Source organism: Microbulbifer agarilyticus, assembly GCF_001999945.1.
Lineage (GTDB): Bacteria > Pseudomonadota > Gammaproteobacteria > Pseudomonadales > Cellvibrionaceae > Microbulbifer > Microbulbifer agarilyticus_A.
The window spans coordinates 1,796,148-1,812,669 of sequence record NZ_CP019650.1 but is presented as its reverse complement, the minus strand read 5'-3'; the positions used below and the strand labels follow the sequence as shown (position 1 = coordinate 1,812,669).

Below are 16,522 nucleotides of genomic sequence, written 5' to 3'. Positions count from 1 at the left end.
TTCCATGTCTCGTACCTGTCGTAGCCCTGTCGTAGGGTTTTGAACCAAGGGGTACGACTCTATAACCCCCGTCATTACTCGCTTCGCTCAAATACTCGTAGGGTCGTACCCCTTTTTTAGAATTCCCGCGCGGAAAATTTTTTTAAAAAATCCAACCCGGAAAACGCTTCGCATACATACGCGCCCGCGCGCGCGCGAAAACCCATACGACCCTACGACTATTTCAAAAACCCTAGTAAACATGCGGCCTGCAGAGTCGTACCCCCCACTCGCAAACCCTACGACTGCCCTACGACTGCTACGACTCATAAGGAGGCTCCAGATCAACAGGAGACACCTTTTTGCGGAATTCCGCAACACACTCCGTCAGCCATTCCCTCTGTTGCTTGCCTGCGGGCTTCTCATGCAACATCAGAAACGTACCCTGCACATCTTTCTTCGCGCACTCACCAAAGCCAGCAGGCCGGTCGTAGGGCACGCGCGACTTCTTCTTATACACCGTGCCCATCGCCTCAGAGAATTTCGGGAAGCTCATATGGTGCATGCGCCAGCGCGCACACCACTTCACATAGACTTCGTACAGATCTCCCACCAGGCACGAATGCCACGGCGCATCTGTCTCACCCTCTTCCCATGCGCGATTGAATACTTCCCAGCTGGGGCGCCCAAACTCAATCAGGCGCTCTTTCGCTGCCGTCAGTGGCGGTTTCGTATGCGGGCCAAAGTCACCCAGGTCTTGCGCCAGCAACCACGCATAAAACGCCTGCGGGCCATCACCGGCCAATTCCTTCGCCACACCGTTCTGCAGTTCTACCGGCAATGCCTTCTCTGGCCATACCACCAGAAAGCGGCGGTCGTAACCCTCAACCGGAAATGGCTGAATCTCATTGGAAAGGAACACGCAATTCATATGGTTGGCTTCTTCCCAACCGCTCACAAATTTCTTTTCCACGCGTACCGTCTCGCCGGTAACCAGCTGCTTGAGTGATCCCTGGTGTGAATACTTGCTCGAGCGCGAAAAGATTTCTTCGAACAGTCCATACAGCAAATTGGAAATCCAATCGGTGTACTGGCTTTCCATCTGCAGCTGACCGAGCGTGCGACTGTACTCGCCGTAGATCTTGCGCATCACGCCATCGAAAAACAGCGACTTACCCGAACCATGCACGCTCGAGTGCATCAGGACCGCCGTCGCCATCTTTGCGCCAACGTGCTGCAGCGGATACGCCAGCCAGCGCACAATCCAAGTCCACACCTCTGAGTCTTCGTTACACAGGGTGTACAGCAGGTTACGGATATAGACGCAGGCATCATCGTTGCGCTCAGGCTTCAGCGGTAACCCGCGAAACATATTGATATGACTATCGGGGTCCACACGGCGCGTCGGGTCAAACACCAGATTTTCTTTGTCTACCTGGCGACGATCCGGATGCTTGTACCAATCGTCATACACCTTCGGATAGGAATGCCGTATATCTGCAAGACGCACCACCTGCCGGCGTTTACCATCCCACGCAGTATCAGACACATCCAGATACACAAAGCGGTCCAGCATCTCGCCCACTCCCCCTGCCCCCTTTTGGGCGGCTTGACGCGCCGACTGCAGGCGCTTCGCGTCCAGCTCCGTCAGCTTCCGCTTAACCGGCGCATCCATAAACTGCTTCGCCACCTGCGCACCCACTTCCGCCTTGAACGCAGGAAACTTCAATTCAGCATGCGCATGCTCGTCCCAAACTTTGGTAGTACCAGAAATCAGCGAAAATCGCTTTAAAGCGTCCTCGAGCGAAATTTCGCGCGCCTCAGCTGTCAAAGAGGGTGCGGGAGAATCCCCCGCAGGCACATCGGCATACTCCGGCGGGATATCATCCAGCGGCGGCGCATCCGCAACCGGCGCGGCCCCCGCACTAGATGGGCGCGGGAAGAACACCACATTCGACATAAACTTCGCCCACTGCCGCTCAACCTCACCGAGGCCGTGACGGCAGTGCACATCGTTAAAATCCAATCCCTGATCATCGTTATCTTTTTTAATCACGCCGCGTCCTCCAGCGCATCAGCAGCAGATGGAATCCACAGAGCACCACCAACAGCACGTGCCGCCGCATCCGCCTTGGTTACTCCCGGGTTATCCTTGGTACCCGCATCATCATCCGCCGCGAATACCATGTTCTGCTCGGGGAAACGTTCACGCAACTGCACCGCCACCGGCATCAAGTTACCGCAATCGAAACACACCACCACCGGGCAACCGGTGGCCTCGCGCACACTTGCCCCGGTGGCAAAACCCTCCACCAACACCAATGGCATGCGCGGATCCAACTTACCCAGCCAGGCAAACAAACCGCTTTTGCGGCCACCGCGCAAAAACAATTTGCGGCCCTTGGGCGTAATCACCTGCAGATTCCACAAGTTGCCATCGATATCCACCAGCGGCAGCGCGAAGAATCCCTTTTTGAAATAGTGAAACTTCGGCTGCTGATCTTTCGGAATATTAAAAAATGCGCTGATCTGCGCTTGGTCGGTAATACGCTCGGGGCCACTATCGCGGTGGACAATCAACACCGGCGACTGGAAAAACTTCACACCGTGAGATTGAATCTTCTTCTGCCCCAAATACTCACTGCGGCCTACCGCCTTCAGATCACCAAGAATCAAATGCGCAAGCTCCGCAACCTGCCGCTGCTCCTGCAGCCGCTCGGCCTCTTCGCGCTCCGCATCGATCTTGCGCTGGCGCTCACGCTCCGCCTTTTCTTTAGCCCACGCGCGCTTCTCTTCTGCAGTGAGTTCACGCCGCTCAAAAGTAAAGCCGCGCTCCTTCGCCAGCGCAAACAGCGTGCCGATGCCAACACCGCCAGCACCGCGTACACTCTTCCAGGTTGCCAGAGCATCCGCCGCGCGGTACCTGCCGTGCCCCTTACTCCAATCATCCCAAGCATCAAAGCCGGAATCGCCAAACTCAGACTTAATCGCCATCGCCACACGCGCCCAGGTATCCCGGTCGCATTCAGGGTCAAGAAAACTCAACGCCCGGCAAACATCGTCCAGCGTACATTGTTCGTACATTCAGAAATCCCCCTTGAGAAAGGTTGCGCAGCGCGCGGGAAGTGGCACCTAGAACCCCCGGCCACTGTATAAAATCCCATATGATCGTATTTATTACCCTCCCCGATTGACCGCGGCACAATGGCCACATACGGATCAGTTTTCAGGGATTGAAAATGCTTATCTTTGTCTTACCGTCACCAACCAACCCGCGGCCAGTCAGCTTGCCTGTTTCTGCTCTGGCTGCTCTTCGTAGCGCTCCGGATACAGAGCCTCGAGTTCCGAGATCTGTCCTTGTGATGCTCGCGCAAGACGCTCAGCCAATTTGCGACCAACCGGGCCATGCGCCACCGCAATCTGTTTGAAGTTGCCTAAAGTGGTACCTGCGGCCTTGGCCAGTGCCTCAACCTCTTCCTTTGAGCGCGAGTAATAAAACTGTCTGGGTGTCATATCGATTCCTCCTAAGCCCGATAATAGTAAAACCCTATTATTAAAACAATAGGGAAACCCTAATAACGGATAGCTTTTCCCTAATGGCATAATTTGCTTATGGAAATTAAAGACGTACGGAAGAAAAACCTGAATCTGCTGGCCGATGAGCACGGCAGGGCGGAGATCGCCGAAAGATTGGGGTATCCGGACACGAACTACCTCAACCAACTGTGTGGCGGTCACACCGATATGGGTTCCCGCACCGCGCGCAAGGTAGAGGAACGCTTTCAGCTCCCCAGAGGCTGGATGGACTACCCACAGCAAGCCGAGTCTATCCATGAGGCCGCAGCCAGCAAAGCCGCGGCACCACTGCCCCAAGAGGTGGTTTCGCTCCTGGCACTCATAGAAGAGACCGCCCGAGATGGTGTACTCACCGCAGAATACGCCCAGCTGCTAGAGCAGCAAATCAGAATGATGACCACAAAATAAGGCCCGCAACAGCGGGCTTTTTTCTTTCGCGGTAACCACCGCACACCGCTCCCCTACTCCACTTTTCGCCGATCGCCGCAGCGCCCAACACCTGCAGCACCGCACTTCGCACGCCCGCAACTGGCGCGCAAACCATCCTCACACGCTTGCACACCGGCCAGCAACGCAAAAAATAGTGTTTTACTATTGACTGTGAAAATAGTAATTTCCTATTATCAGCTCATAACAACCGCTGGGATAGAGAAATGCACTCCAATACCACACCGAATTTTCGCCCCCTGGCACCACGCCAGGCAGAAGCGCTCACCCATCGCGCCCAAGGTCTCACCCAGGCGGAAACGGCAGCAGCCATGGGGTGCTCACCAGCCAACGTCGCCAACCTGCTGGGCGAATGCTTCTTCAAGCTCCACGCCCGCAGCTCCGTCGATGCCGTTGCCAAGGCCGTGCAGCACGGACTGATTCACCTCGCGCTGGTAGCCACCATCTTCGCCGGCATGGGACCAAATGCCGGCGAACAGATGCGCACCCGCTTCCAGCGCCGCCCCACCATTCGCACCATTCGCATCCGCAACAACCGGGAGGATCTGGCATGACCGTGTACCTGCACCCAACCGTCACCAGTGCCGAAGCCATTCAGCAGTTACAGCGCCATACCGGCCGCATCGTTGTGGCCGAGAGCAACGGCCGTCGCTTGCGCCTGGTAGAGCCTAAAAACAAAAGCACCCTGAGCCCGACCGCCAGCAACGACTGGCCACCCTTCGGAGGGGACGCCGCGTGAGCAACCCGAAGCAACATATCCCCTGCACCAAGTGCGGCAATAGCGCCACACCGGTATACAACGGCCGCCTGCTATTGCGCGGCTGGTTGTGCACCCGCTGCGAGTACTGGGATCGGGCAATCGGGCGTGAACGCAAACTGCAGAAAAGCATGGCAGACAAACCATGAATGAATTCAGCCAACTGCTGGAAATCGTCCAGAACCTGAAGAACCGGGTCGACGCCCAGCAGATTGAGCTGCAAATACAACGGGAACAAATCGCCGAGCTCACCGAGCAGTTGTACGGCAAAACCGAACGACGAAAGGACACAGCCCAATGAGCAGAGAAAAGCTTCTCACCCTCACCCAGGCAGCGCGCCAACTCGGTATCGGCCGCAACACACTAATCAAGAAACTGCGCGATCACGGGTACTTGCAGGACCGGAAAGGCATGGAGTGCGCGCCCACCAAAACCGCCGTTGAACAGAGACTACTGCACCCGCACCTCTCGCAGTTCTACCGCGGCCCGGTGCGCATCAATCACACCACCGCCAAGGTGACCGCAAAAGGCCTTGTGTGGATTTCTGACCTTCTCGAGCGCGAAGCGGCCGAGACCGCCAGCGCAAGCTAAACGCCCCAACCTATAACCAACGGAGGAATCCATGGGCACAAATGTAGAAGAGTTCATCACCGATCTGGATGCGGGAGTCTTTGCTGAAAAACTTTCCCGCGCGCTCAGCGACGTTGCCGCAGGAGTTTGCGACAACGAAAAAAAAGGAAAAGTCACGATCGACTTTGATATTCAACTGCTGGGCTCTAGCCAGGTGAATGTGCAACACACGTTGAAATACACCATTCCTCGCCGTAATGGCGAGAGCAGCGAAAAGAACGTCACTAAAACCGCCATGCACGTTGGCAAAGGCGGCCGCATGACCTTCTTCCCCGAAAACCAACACCAAATGTTCACCAAGACCGGTGAAATAAATACACGCGAAACGGAGAATAGCTAATGTCTATGGACGCAAGTGCAATCAAGCAGATCCAGAATACTGCGCCGCATACCGAGGCCAATCAGCAGCTGAAAAATACAGAAAGCAACCCAGCAATCATCCTGCCAGACACATGCAAACTGGTTGATATCGAGCACCTGCAGCAATTCCGCAACCGCTTTCGCGCAGCCCTAAAAACCAATGCACTGGAAGACTTCGCTAATTATTACGGCGACAACCAGGAAGACTTGTTCACGCAGGTGTTTGTACAACCGGAAAGCATGACCGCAAAGGCCATCTTCAACCTGTACGAAGTCGATGCAGAGCCGGGCCATGGTGATCACACAGCCAGTCTGACCCTAGTGAAAACCGCTCCTTTTCGGAGCCTGAGAAATATTGATGGCGACCGCCACAGTCAACAGGCGCTGGCCGAATGGATGGAAGACTGGCGGGATAACCTGAGGGCGCTCGATAACAAAGGGGAACTGCTCAATATCAACCAGGCAATCGCCGCCATTCGTCGCATCACCATTGAAGCCACTGCAAAAAGCGATTCCGAAGTAACTAACTTCGGAGCCAGCCAAAGCGCAATGGAATCGATCGAAGCAAAGAGTGAAGAACAGCTACCCGCTTACCTTCAGTTCACTTGCGAGCCATATAAGGCTCTAAGTGAGCGCACTTTCACACTCCGCCTTGCCGTTCTTACAGGCCATAAGACACCACAGCTCACCACGCGAGTTATCAAGCTAGAAGAGCATGAAGAAGCGATGGCCGAAGAATTTAAAAATTTGCTGAAAGATAGCCTTCCGGAAAACGCAAAAATTTACATCGGCGGCTTCAACCTGAACCCGTAATCCGCTCTATTTCAACCCGCGCCATTGGCGCATCAGTCAGACCGTTAGGGCCGCAGGTACTGGGCCCATTTTTGGGGGAAGGAATGACCATACACCGCGCCTATACCACCATAACCCGCATGATTAGCGTCTTGCTGCCAGTACCCAGCGAAGTAAGTGCCGGCGATATGCATGCAGTACAAATGGCCTGCGAACGCGCCCACACCCGCGAAGAAAAACCGCTGAATCGGTACACCAGGAAGGATCCACGTCATCCCTACTGGGAGCGTCACGCCGAGCGCATCCGCCTACGCGGCACCCACCCAAGGGAGGTGCAGGAGGGATGAGAAAGCCATCCGACAAAGTAATCCGCTCCTGCCTTACCGGCCTGCGCCTGGTCTCCATGGAAAGCAACGGACTCAAGGAAGACGGTACAGCCGACGTAAAGATTGATTGCGGCCCATCCGCCCGCGTCATGCTCTCCCGCGTCGATGCAAACCGCTGGATCGTCGACACCCCGCACAACTGGCTGATCACCGTCGTGGTCATCATCAAAGACATCCACGGCAACTACGACACCAACCACCACCTGTTTCTCGAAAAGGGACGCCGCATCGACGACACCGCCGACGTAGTGCAACCAAAGCTGCAAAACGCAAAAAACGGCATCAATGAAAAGTTAATAGTCGACTTCGGCTGGATCGCAGAAATCCTCCCCACGAAGCGCCTGGACCAGAAGCAGAACGAACAAAAATATTTTGACCGCGCCGAAGGGTATCTGGAGAACTGGATTATCAGCCGGCACATAGAACAGGAGTTGGCAGCGTGATGGATAAGATAAGAGAAGCGATAGAGGCGGCAGGTAAACTGGCCGCCATCGCAGTAAGTAATCCAGCTTCGGCGGCAGAAGTGCAGCCTCTTTTTTGTGCTGTTATTAGTGCACTCCAATCCCAGCAGGAAGCGGAGCCGGTTGGGCACAACCGCAACAGCGATGAAGTATTCGGTAAAGGTTTGCAGGTTTACCCCTCCCCTACTGCGCAAGACAGCAAAGGGAGTGTGCCGGAAGGTGAACTCAAAGCACAAGCCCTTAGAGACTTTGCAGGAACCCTTATGGGGGCCATTGACGCCGGGTTTGTTGAGTGGGACAAGGTTAAACCCTCCACAATTGAGAAAATGCTGCTCGAAGAGGCTGAATCGGTGCTATCCGCCGCCCCCTCTGTAGCGGAGAAAGCGGGCTGGCTAGACCCAATGTATTACCCACCATCAGATGACGATGAAGATGAGAATGGCTGCATCTTCGCAGTAAATACACTGGGAAGTGTTAATCGAATTTCTGCCCATGAATGCCGACGCGATACAGATATATACAGTCATTGGTTTCACACCCACCTATATCGCCCACTACCACCAGAGGGAGAGCAATGACTTTCACATTAACAGAGGTGGCCGTAGCGCTAGTGGTTGTCTTGCTCGCGGTAGCTTGGTTTTTCGCCGCTACCGGCGGCTGGCGGGGGAATAAGTAATGCTGGCGGAAGCACTGGTGCGGGCGAATATGGAAGTAGCTGCGACCCTACAGGAGGCCGCGTAATGCACATCTGTAATCACTGCGACTGGAAAGGCCCACAAAGGGAATGCACTGAAACGGAAGGTGCGACTACCTGCCCACTTTGCGGCGGTTATACACGCAAAGGACGCGCGCATCAGTACGACGAAGAAGGTATCTGCACTGTTTGCGGGCTCGACGGCGTTGAGGCTACGTACTATTCACAGCGCGGATACGCACACGAATATCCAGACCTGCATGACTGCACAGGACGCCGAGGATGAAAAAGACTCCCACACCAACTCAACGCGAAGCCTGGCGACAAAACACTAAGCAGTGCTGGGAATGCGGCAATTCGAAGCTGGTAATGATCCGCAGCCAGAACATCAAGTACTGCACGAGCTGCCACACCAGCATCCCATGGCACCTGGAACCCGGACAAAAGAGCCCCGCATGAGCAACATCATCAGCAAAGCCGATATGTTCAAAATCACTGGCTGCAAGTGCAACGATCCAGAGGGGCAAAAGCGCTCGCTGAAGGCCAACGGCATCCCCTTCTCGGTGAACTGCAAGGGCGAACCCCTGCTAACGTGGACGGTGTACAACCAAGCACTATTGACGCGCCGTACCTCCACACCGGCCGCCAATGGCGATAAGCTGCCAGCCGGCTTTAACCTCGCCGCCGCCAGCTAAGACAAGGACTCTGGACCATGGGACGCAAACGCAACCCCGAAAACGCATGGATGCCGCCGTATGTCGAGCGCTACCGCAAAGGCTACCGCATCAAGCGCCGCGGCTTCCCCACGCACCATCTGGCCGCTCCAGATGCCCAGAACTGGGAAGTGATGAAGGCCTATGAAGACTGGATGGCCGGCCAGGTTGAAGAAGCGTTCACGGTAAACCACCTGATCGAAATCTATTTCCGTTCGCCCCAGTACACCAAGCACATCACGCCGGGCACCCAGAGCGATTACCTGCAGTACAGCAAGCGTATCAGCGCCGTATTCGGTGAGCTCGAGCCCGATCAGGTCACCAGCCCCCTGGTACAGATGTTCATGGATGCCCGCGGCGCGGAGAAGCCCGCAGCGGCCAACCACGAGCGCATCTTTCTCGGCATCATCATGAAATGGGGCAAGGCGCGCGGATACGTCACCATCGAAGATCCCACTGTCGTCGTACGACCGATGAAGCTGACCCCAGGCGGTCGCTATGTCGAAGATCAGGATTATGAAGCCTTCTTCCACTGGCTCGGTAGCAACGGGCACACCATGCACCAGTGCGCGATGGAGATTGCGTATCTCTGCGCAGCGCGGCACCAGGACGTACTTGCCCTCACCCGCGCAGATATCAAGGAAGATGGATTGCTGGTTGAACAGCAGAAGACAGGAAAGAAGCAGCTGAAGCTATGGACGCCGCGTCTGCGCGAAGCCATCAACCAGGCACTCGCCACCAATACCGACGCCAAGATCCAGACCGCCCATGTACTCCGCAGCCGCACGGGTCGCCGGTTTACTCGCACCGGATTCAATAGCGTCTGGCAGCGGGAACAACGCAAAGCCCTGGAAGCCGGCGCCATTAGCGCCCGCTTCCGCTTTCACGATCTGAAGATCAAAGCGGCCAGTGACTTTGAGGGCGACGTACAGCAATTCACCGGGCACAAAACCCGATCAATGGCCGAACGCTATAACCGCACCCCAGATCGCGTGGTCACCCTCGATCGCAAGCGCAAAACGCCGCTCAAGTAGCAGCCTCGGGCCCGGCCTCTGTTGGCCTTTTCGTAGAGAGCCATTTTAACCAGCTGGAAAACTTCCCTCGGTACACAATGAATAGCAATAAAGCGTTGGCGCCAACGGTGTAAAGCACCCCAAACTGATCGTAGGCATAGGCATACGATGGACTCAAGATCGCCAGCAGAGTCACAAACACTAAAGTCTTAGGCAACGCGACACTAGGAAGATATTCGGTAGAGTACATTGCCCGAAACAGTAAACGCATTTTTGCCGGATACTCCTGCCACCCCAGATTAAAGTTCTGCGTCTGTATGAATTGACGCCCATTTACCGCAAGAGGCGCACTCGTAATCCTCCAAGCCCCAAATACCGAGGACCAAAAACCGCCAGCCCCTACAGTCACGCCCAGTGAACCTGTGGCGACACCGTATGGCGATGTAGACGGCTCCGGAAAATGGGCACTATGATTTCTTTCCATGGCACGCAGAATCGCTGATTTTTCCCCACCAGTGCGTAAAACTTCACGAATGTACTGCTGTATTCTCGACCAGTCAGTTACTGATTTGTCGAACACCTGATATCGGTACCAGCTCCAAAAAAATATGAGCAACGCCGCCAACTCCACGACTACAGCGTGCTTCAAAGTCACACCAATGATCCCGAGGCTCGCAGTAGAGCCCGAATCTCCGACCTTAAATTCTCCGCCACCCAGAATGTAAACCAGGATGATCAAGCATATGACGATCAAGTTCCGGCGGAGAGGATGACCATCCTCGATATTTATTTGTGCCACTATCGCACCTCACGTGAATAAGGGGTCAAGAATAGTGCCCTAGAGGAGACGTTTAAAGCGTCACAGAATCGATTGAGGCCAGAATTACCCCCAGAATTACCCCCAACAGAGCAGAAACAAAAAAGCCCCGCGGTTAGCGAGGCTTCTAAGACCTTGATTTACAAGGGTTTTATATGGGGTGGCCGACGGGGATCGAACCCGCGACCTCAGGAGCCACAATCCTGTGCTCTACCAACTGAGCTACGGCCACCATAATGCAGTATCAGTGTCTTGTGGCAACACTGTCTCGCCCATTTGCTGTGCAAATGAGCCGGGATAGTCCTGCGACCAAAAGCTCGCTGTGGTCCACCACTAGTCTGCCGAGTTCGCTGCCATTGGTAGGAATGGCACGCCCGGCAGGACTCGAACCTGCGACCATCCGCTTAGAAGGCGGATGCTCTATCCAGCTGAGCTACGGGCGCATATAAACCCGGAAAATTGGTCGGGGCAGAGGGATTCGAACCCCCGACATCCTGCTCCCAAAGCAGGCGCGCTACCAGACTGCGCTATGCCCCGATACTGTCCCGAGGAGTTGCCCCCCCGTTTGAGTGCGCGCATATTACTTGCGCCCCTCGAGGGTGTCAACGCCGCTAAGCCATTATTTTTAAAGTAGTTTAGCCTTTCATCAAACTGGTTGCCGAATAGCTGACCAGATAGGGAAAATATTCGCGGCTTGTGCGAAAATGCCGCCCCTTTATTAAGCTTCTAATTCCTACACCCACGAGCCCGTCACTTCGCGCCGGCGGAGCTCCCTGTTCAGGTTGAGAAATATCTATGTCAGCACTGGTTCTGGACGGCAAGGCCCTTGCCCAGAAAACCGAAGAAGAACTGTCTGCGCGCGTCGCGGCCATGAAAGAGAAAAGCGGCGGCCAGACTCCAATCCTCGCCACCATTCTGGTGGGCGACGATCCTGCTTCTGCGACTTATGTAAAGATGAAAGGCAACGCCTGCCGCCGTATAGGTATGGACTCCCTACAGGTGGAACTCCCCTCTTCTACTACCACCGAGCAACTGCTGGCCAAGATCGAAGAGTTGAACAGCAACCCTAATGTACACGGTATTCTTCTTCAGCATCCTGTGCCGGAGCAGATCGACGAACGCGCCTGCTTTGACGCCATTGCTCTAGAGAAAGACGTAGACGGCGTGACCTGCCTCGGGTTTGGTCGTATGGCGATGGGTGAGGAAGCATACGGTTGCGCTACCCCGAAAGGTATCATGCGCCTGCTGGAAGCCTACAACATCGAACTTCAAGGCAAGCACGCCGTCGTCGTTGGCCGCAGTCCCATCTTGGGTAAACCAATGGCCGCCATGCTGCTGAACGCCAATGCGACCGTAACCATCTGCCACTCCAGAACCCAGGACCTCGCCGAGCATATCCGCCGCGCTGACATCGTAGTAGGCGCCGTAGGCCGTCCAGAGTTTATCAAAGCCGAGTGGATCAAAGATGGCGCCGTGGTTGTGGACGCAGGCTACCACCCCGGTGGCGTCGGCGATATTGAGCTGGGCCCGCTGGTAGAGCATGCATCCGCCTACACTCCGGTTCCTGGCGGCGTTGGCCCCATGACCATCAACACCCTGATTTACCAATCCGTAGATTCCGGCGAGAAGAAGATTGGCTAAGCCCTCATCCAAAACACCCGAAACACTTCGTCTCGATAAGGCGATCAGCCAGGTCACCGACCTGTCGCGGGCCGAAGTGAAAAGAGCAGCACGCCAGGAACGCATCACCGTCAATGGAAAGACGGTCACCGACTCTGCCAGCAAGGTGAACCTTTCTGACGAGCTTTGCCTGGACGGCGAGCCGCTCGGCGCGGCCGGGCCCCGCTACTTTATGCTTAACAAGCCACTGGGCTACGTCTGCGCCACGAAAGATGGGGAGCACCCCATCGTTCTGGACCTGCTCGACGAGCCAAATTTGCAAAAACTGCATATTGCCGGGCGCCTGGATATCGATACCACTGGACTGGTATTGATTACCGATGATGGCCAGTGGTCGCACCGAATCGCCTCCCCCCGCCATCAATGTGCAAAGACCTACTACGCACACTTGGCCGAGCCGATTGCTGACGATGCGGTGGACAAGTTTGCCAAGGGTATCTGGCTGAATAACGAGAAGACCCGTACCAAGCCGGCCAAGCTCGAGATTCTGTACCGCAATGAAGTGCGCATCACCATTACCGAGGGGCGCTACCACCAAGTAAAACGTATGTTTGCGGCCCTGGGGAATCGCGTATTGGAACTACATCGTGAGAGCATTGGTGAAATCGCATTGGACGAGATGTTGACCGAAGGGGAATACCGCGCGCTTACCCCAGAAGAAGTCGCCAGTATCGGCTGAGCCTGCAAGAAAAGACCAAAGCTCTACTATGTCCACCCTGCTTTCCCAACTGCTGAGCGACAGCGATCAAGACACGCTGTGGATCGCCGATGAAAATAGCAAAGCCCTACTCAAGGCTGGGCTTCAATTTCACGGCATTCTGCTCAGCAATCGCTGGGATATCGTTCATGCGGCGGAACAATTTGGTATTCCTGCACATTTTTCGGACTTCGATCTAACAACACTTGATCGATCAATCTCGCGCATCGTGTACCCGGTATCAAAGGAAAAAGCTGCGGTACACCATGTGATCAACACTGCCGCAGAATGCCTTCAAGGGAATGGCGAACTAATCCTGATTGGCGGCAAGAACAGCGGAATCAAAACCTACGCACAAAAAGCCGCACAGAGGTTTGGCCGGGGGAAAAACCTGCAGAAGCATGGTACGGACTACGCCAGCCACAACCATCTCAACAGCAGCGCAACACTTGGCACACTCCTGGACGATTCCAATTACCGCACTTTGCGCAAGCTGGATTCGCTCAATGGCCTGTTTAGCAAACCTGGCCTATTTGGGTGGAACAAAATTGACGTGGGTAGTGCCCAGCTGGCCCAGCACTTCTCCGAGCACTTGCCTAAGACACCTTTCACAGCATTGGACCTGGGTTGCGGCTTTGGCTACCTGAGTGTCCAGCTAGCTCAGCTGGCACCCGAAGCGCATATTATTGCCACCGACAACAACGCCGCAGCCTTGTTGGCATGTCAGAATAATTTTGATTCGCTCGGAATTAAGGGCGAAGTGATTGCCGGCGATGCAGGCTCGCAAGTCGCCAGTGCCAGCTCAGATGTAGTGATCTGTAATCCGCCCTTTCATCAGGGTTTTCAGGTGGAAGGCGACCTCACCGATCGCTTTCTGACCGAGGCGGCAAGAACGCTTAGCGCCGGTGGATTGGCGCTCTTCGTGGTAAACGAATTTATTCCGCTCGCGCGCAAAGCCGAAAGGCTATTTCGCGAAGTTACTTTGCTGGAAAAAGCCAAAGGGTTTTGCGTATTTAGGCTAGCTAAATAACGTCAGCAAACGATGCTTTGCCGCTCGTCTATCTCCAGCAATATACGCTCCAGCGCCATGCACTCCAGCAAAACATGCTCGATCAACAATCGCGCAAGTTATATAAATTAACCGAGAGTGTATGCTCTTCGAGCTGTTCGAGCTCAAGCAAACGCTCCAAGGTTCGCTTCGCTGTGGGCGTATCGGCGATCAAAAGTAAATCGCGATATTGATCGGAGAGGTACATCTCGATATCCATGGCGACTTCCCCAATGGCTTCCACGTCAGAGATATCGATGTTGCGCAATCGCTGCAGTAATTCTGGTTCACGCCCCTCCGGGGCAAACTGCACCCAGGTGCGCAAAGCCCCCTCGCCCACATCGTCCCGGAAATTTTCCAGCGTGTGGCTCATCGAAACTTCGCGTCGCTTGAGTTGATCGAGCAGCAAACTGGCCCGTTCATCGGCAGAAAGTAATTCAAATTCCGCGTACTGGCGGCCCAATTTTTGGTGGAACTCCCTTCCCTCCTGAATCACATCTTCCAAGGTCTTGTAGCGCATCAATTGGTCCCGGGAAAATAACTGACTAAATTCAGTATAGACTCAAGGATCAATAGCCCGCCAACTCAATACATGCATTAATTTAGTGAAAAGATGACTTAGCGGAGAGCGCGAATACGGGCGTCCATTTTTCGTGCCGGATTACCCGGATTAAGTACGGCAGGAGCATGTAGCTTGAGATCATTGCGATCCAGAGGAATCCGGCTAAAAACGCCGATACAGTTTTCATAATCCGGATGATCGAGGGTCCAGCTGCCGCCGGGGGCCGCCAGTTGTGCGCTGATCCCGGGCGTTCGCCAGCCACTGGCCAGCAATTCACCGCGTGATCCAAAGTTACTGACCACCATACCCGCAGGCCCCACAAGCGCGAGAATCGCTTCGCACCATTCGGGATCAGCGGCGAAGGCGCGCTCAGCTTCGCCATCAACATGCCCGAATAGATCATCGACTACCAGGTCAAACGGAGGCGCATCTCCGGCCGTGAGGTCCGCGACCACGGTACGAGCATCCGCGCATACCAGCTCGACACCGCGCACCTCGAAAAAGCGCTTGGCAACGGAGAGGTGCACCGGATCAATATCCACGCCGAGGATTTGGTCTGGGGAGCAATAAGTCTGCAGCAGCCGGACCAATGCACCACCACCCACACCCAGCAACAGCACCCGCCTCACTTGTGCAGGGGGCCGAAAAAATGCAGGTAAAAGCAACAGTTCCCATAGGGAGCCTTTTAGCGGGTCACGGGGATTCCACTGTGTGTGGAACACCCCATTGGTGTAGAGACGTACGGATGCACCATGGGTCCGCACCTCATAGTGGTTGCCATTGCGCTGCTGCTGCCAAATAACCGCCATCCCTAAGCGTCCGGCTTCTAGGCCGTTGGCAAATCCGTGTGCTCAAGCAGCACACGGGCAAATGCCTCAATCCCAGCCAAATCCTGCTCGGTGAAGCGAGCGATCAACGGGCTATCGATATCCAGCACACCAATACAGCGCTCGCCGTTGTAAAGAGGGACAACGATTTCGGACGCAGAAACCGCATCGCAGGCAATATGCCCGGGAAACGCATGGACATCTTCAACCAGTTGCGACTGACCAGTCTTGACGGCGGTGCCACATACACCCGCACCAACCGCAATACGGGTACAAGCCGGCTTACCCTGGAAAGGGCCTAGACGCAGCTCGTCACTATTCAGGAAATAGAAGCCCGCCCAGTTGATGTCAGACATTTCGAGAAAGAGTAACGCACTGGCATTTGCGGTATTTGCCAGCCAATCGCGCTCGCCCGTTAGCAGGCCTGCGAGCTGGGCAGAGAGAGACTCATAAAACGCGGTAACACTCATAGCGAATTCCCGACTCAGAAAACCAAAAGCCCGCTTTAACAGCGGGCTCGGACAAAAATCTACAAATAATTATAAGGACACCAGTAAAGCTGGCAAAGCGGTCTGCTTACAACCGCCCTTACCTAGCCGGCTGCTGATGACCACCACCTACTGGTAAGGGTCTGCGAGCGGCGCAGAGTCACCACTGCCAGCCTGAGCTTCGTATACTTCGGCATCCACGGAGGGTTTGGCCCACTCGCCATCCTCACCAGACTCACCCCGCCCACGGATTGCCGGCGCACTCGTCGTCACATCACCGGTAAAAACGCCGCGACCTTGCTCGCCAGCGCCTGCTTGAGCCACTGGGCGCGTTTTGACCGACTCGTTCTTAAGTACGCGGCTGGCGACGGTATTCAAATTTGGGCGGCGGCGCTCCGCTAGCTTTACGGATTCAAGCTCGGCATTCAGGCGCTTGATCTCCGCCTGCATATCACCCACTTTGGCCTGTAAATCGGTGATCTGGGACAGAACCCCTTTCACTTTACGACTTTCCTGTTCATACAGCACAGCGGCGCCACCAAAGGCCACCACAAAGACCAACAAAATCGAAAATTGACGCATACAAGCCTCCCCT

Annotated in this window: 24 protein-coding genes and 3 tRNA genes; 16 read left to right on the top strand and 11 right to left on the bottom strand. The window is 55.1% G+C overall.

All coding sequences use genetic code 11. From position 1 onward, the window contains the following. Positions 1-298: 298 nt before the first annotated feature. The 3 genes from Mag101_RS07300 to Mag101_RS07290 form a co-directional block, all read right to left on the bottom strand. Positions 299-2,035, bottom strand: coding sequence for a DUF5906 domain-containing protein (locus tag Mag101_RS07300; RefSeq protein WP_077402864.1), 1,737 nt, complete (start codon positions 2,033-2,035; stop codon positions 299-301). Further along, entirely contained in the window at positions 2,032-3,063 is a 1,032-nt protein-coding gene (locus Mag101_RS07295) for a PriCT-2 domain-containing protein (RefSeq protein WP_077402860.1), read from the bottom strand. The genes Mag101_RS07300 and Mag101_RS07295 overlap by 4 nt, the downstream gene beginning before the upstream one ends. A 198-nt stretch (positions 3,064-3,261) precedes the next feature. Continuing rightward, positions 3,262-3,492 carry a hypothetical protein gene (locus Mag101_RS07290; protein ID WP_077402857.1) on the bottom strand — a complete coding sequence of 77 codons (231 nt, stop codon included), beginning with the start codon at positions 3,490-3,492 and terminating at the stop codon, positions 3,262-3,264. A 99-nt stretch (positions 3,493-3,591) separates the two neighbouring features. Here Mag101_RS07290 and Mag101_RS07285 point away from each other — a divergent pair, with 99 nt between their 5' ends. The 13 genes from Mag101_RS07285 (at position 3,592) to Mag101_RS07230 (ending at position 9,829) form a co-directional block, all read left to right on the top strand. After that, a complete protein-coding gene (locus Mag101_RS07285) occupies positions 3,592-3,963 on the top strand; it encodes a hypothetical protein (protein ID WP_077402853.1) in 372 nt (123 codons plus the stop codon). Positions 3,964-4,208: 245 nt separating this feature from the next. Then, on the top strand, positions 4,209-4,556 hold the full coding sequence (locus Mag101_RS07280) for a response regulator transcription factor (RefSeq protein WP_077402850.1): 348 nt from the start codon (positions 4,209-4,211) through the stop codon (positions 4,554-4,556). Further along, positions 4,553-4,741: a hypothetical protein gene (locus Mag101_RS07275; protein ID WP_077402848.1), complete on the top strand. Its 189-nt coding sequence runs from the start codon at positions 4,553-4,555 to the stop codon at positions 4,739-4,741. Before Mag101_RS07280 ends, Mag101_RS07275 begins: the two co-directional genes overlap by 4 nt. Then, complete coding sequence (locus tag Mag101_RS17810) at positions 4,738-4,908, top strand: hypothetical protein (protein WP_157520240.1); 171 nt, start codon at positions 4,738-4,740, stop codon at positions 4,906-4,908. The genes Mag101_RS07275 and Mag101_RS17810 overlap by 4 nt, the downstream gene beginning before the upstream one ends. Continuing rightward, positions 4,905-5,060, top strand: coding sequence for a hypothetical protein (locus Mag101_RS18000; protein ID WP_198040125.1), 156 nt, complete (start codon positions 4,905-4,907; stop codon positions 5,058-5,060). Before Mag101_RS17810 ends, Mag101_RS18000 begins: the two co-directional genes overlap by 4 nt. Then, positions 5,057-5,350 carry a phage antirepressor KilAC domain-containing protein gene (locus Mag101_RS07270; RefSeq protein WP_077402845.1) on the top strand — a complete coding sequence of 98 codons (294 nt, stop codon included), beginning with the start codon at positions 5,057-5,059 and terminating at the stop codon, positions 5,348-5,350. The genes Mag101_RS18000 and Mag101_RS07270 overlap by 4 nt, the downstream gene beginning before the upstream one ends. Positions 5,351-5,381: 31 nt before the next feature. Then, positions 5,382-5,729 carry a hypothetical protein gene (locus tag Mag101_RS07265; RefSeq protein ID WP_077402842.1) on the top strand — a complete coding sequence of 116 codons (348 nt, stop codon included), beginning with the start codon at positions 5,382-5,384 and terminating at the stop codon, positions 5,727-5,729. After that, the gene (locus tag Mag101_RS07260; RefSeq protein ID WP_077402839.1) at positions 5,729-6,562 is read left to right on the top strand and encodes a YfdQ family protein; all 834 of its coding nucleotides are present in this window, start codon (positions 5,729-5,731) and stop codon (positions 6,560-6,562) included. The genes Mag101_RS07265 and Mag101_RS07260 overlap by 1 nt, the downstream gene beginning before the upstream one ends. An 83-nt stretch (positions 6,563-6,645) precedes the next feature. After that, complete coding sequence (locus Mag101_RS07255; protein ID WP_077402836.1) at positions 6,646-6,888, top strand: hypothetical protein; 243 nt, start codon at positions 6,646-6,648, stop codon at positions 6,886-6,888. Next, positions 6,885-7,370 carry a hypothetical protein gene (locus Mag101_RS07250; RefSeq protein ID WP_077402833.1) on the top strand — a complete coding sequence of 162 codons (486 nt, stop codon included), beginning with the start codon at positions 6,885-6,887 and terminating at the stop codon, positions 7,368-7,370. The genes Mag101_RS07255 and Mag101_RS07250 overlap by 4 nt, the downstream gene beginning before the upstream one ends. After that, entirely contained in the window at positions 7,370-7,966 is a 597-nt protein-coding gene (locus tag Mag101_RS07245) for a hypothetical protein (protein WP_077402830.1), read from the top strand. The genes Mag101_RS07250 and Mag101_RS07245 overlap by 1 nt, the downstream gene beginning before the upstream one ends. A 571-nt stretch (positions 7,967-8,537) precedes the next feature. Beyond that, the gene (locus tag Mag101_RS07235) at positions 8,538-8,777 is read left to right on the top strand and encodes a DUF4224 domain-containing protein (protein WP_198040124.1); all 240 of its coding nucleotides are present in this window, start codon (positions 8,538-8,540) and stop codon (positions 8,775-8,777) included. A gap of 17 nt (positions 8,778-8,794) precedes the next feature. Beyond that, on the top strand, positions 8,795-9,829 hold the full coding sequence (locus Mag101_RS07230; RefSeq protein ID WP_077402822.1) for a tyrosine-type recombinase/integrase: 1,035 nt from the start codon (positions 8,795-8,797) through the stop codon (positions 9,827-9,829). On the opposite strand, the gene Mag101_RS07225 is transcribed toward Mag101_RS07230, so the two are convergent. The 4 genes from Mag101_RS07225 to Mag101_RS07210 all read right to left on the bottom strand — a co-directional run bounded on the left by Mag101_RS07225 (position 9,822) and on the right by Mag101_RS07210 (position 11,162). Beyond that, positions 9,822-10,607, bottom strand: coding sequence for a hypothetical protein (locus tag Mag101_RS07225; RefSeq protein ID WP_077402819.1), 786 nt, complete (start codon positions 10,605-10,607; stop codon positions 9,822-9,824). The two genes, Mag101_RS07230 and Mag101_RS07225, sit on opposite strands and share 8 nt — an antisense overlap. Positions 10,608-10,781: 174 nt before the next feature. After that, positions 10,782-10,857 (bottom strand) — tRNA-His (locus Mag101_RS07220). Positions 10,858-10,991: 134 nt separating this feature from the next. After that, positions 10,992-11,068, bottom strand: a tRNA-Arg gene (locus tag Mag101_RS07215). 17 nt (positions 11,069-11,085) lie between these two features. Further along, positions 11,086-11,162: transfer RNA gene (locus Mag101_RS07210), tRNA-Pro, on the bottom strand. A 258-nt stretch (positions 11,163-11,420) separates the two neighbouring features. On the opposite strand from Mag101_RS07210, the gene folD reads away from it, so the two are divergent. From folD to Mag101_RS07195, 3 genes are read left to right on the top strand one after another with little or no spacing between them, the layout of a single operon-like run. After that, on the top strand, positions 11,421-12,266 hold the full coding sequence (folD, locus tag Mag101_RS07205; protein WP_077402816.1) for a bifunctional methylenetetrahydrofolate dehydrogenase/methenyltetrahydrofolate cyclohydrolase FolD: 846 nt from the start codon (positions 11,421-11,423) through the stop codon (positions 12,264-12,266). Beyond that, positions 12,259-12,984: a 16S rRNA pseudouridine(516) synthase RsuA gene (rsuA, locus tag Mag101_RS07200; protein WP_077402813.1), complete on the top strand. Its 726-nt coding sequence runs from the start codon at positions 12,259-12,261 to the stop codon at positions 12,982-12,984. Before folD ends, rsuA begins: the two co-directional genes overlap by 8 nt. A gap of 28 nt (positions 12,985-13,012) precedes the next feature. Further along, positions 13,013-14,032, top strand: coding sequence for a class I SAM-dependent methyltransferase (locus tag Mag101_RS07195; protein ID WP_077402810.1), 1,020 nt, complete (start codon positions 13,013-13,015; stop codon positions 14,030-14,032). An 82-nt stretch (positions 14,033-14,114) separates the two neighbouring features. On the opposite strand, the gene Mag101_RS07190 is transcribed toward Mag101_RS07195, so the two are convergent. The 4 genes from Mag101_RS07190 to Mag101_RS07175 form a co-directional block, all read right to left on the bottom strand. Beyond that, positions 14,115-14,570 (bottom strand): hypothetical protein, encoded by a 456-nt coding sequence (locus tag Mag101_RS07190; protein WP_077402807.1) that lies wholly within the window; start codon positions 14,568-14,570, stop codon positions 14,115-14,117. Between the two features lie 98 nt (positions 14,571-14,668). Then, on the bottom strand, positions 14,669-15,421 hold the full coding sequence (locus tag Mag101_RS07185) for a class I SAM-dependent methyltransferase (protein ID WP_077402804.1): 753 nt from the start codon (positions 15,419-15,421) through the stop codon (positions 14,669-14,671). 17 nt (positions 15,422-15,438) lie between these two features. Next, complete coding sequence (locus Mag101_RS07180; protein WP_077402801.1) at positions 15,439-15,909, bottom strand: GAF domain-containing protein; 471 nt, start codon at positions 15,907-15,909, stop codon at positions 15,439-15,441. Positions 15,910-16,056: 147 nt separating this feature from the next. Beyond that, entirely contained in the window at positions 16,057-16,509 is a 453-nt protein-coding gene (locus Mag101_RS07175; protein WP_077402798.1) for a hypothetical protein, read from the bottom strand. Positions 16,510-16,522: the final 13 nt, after the last annotated feature.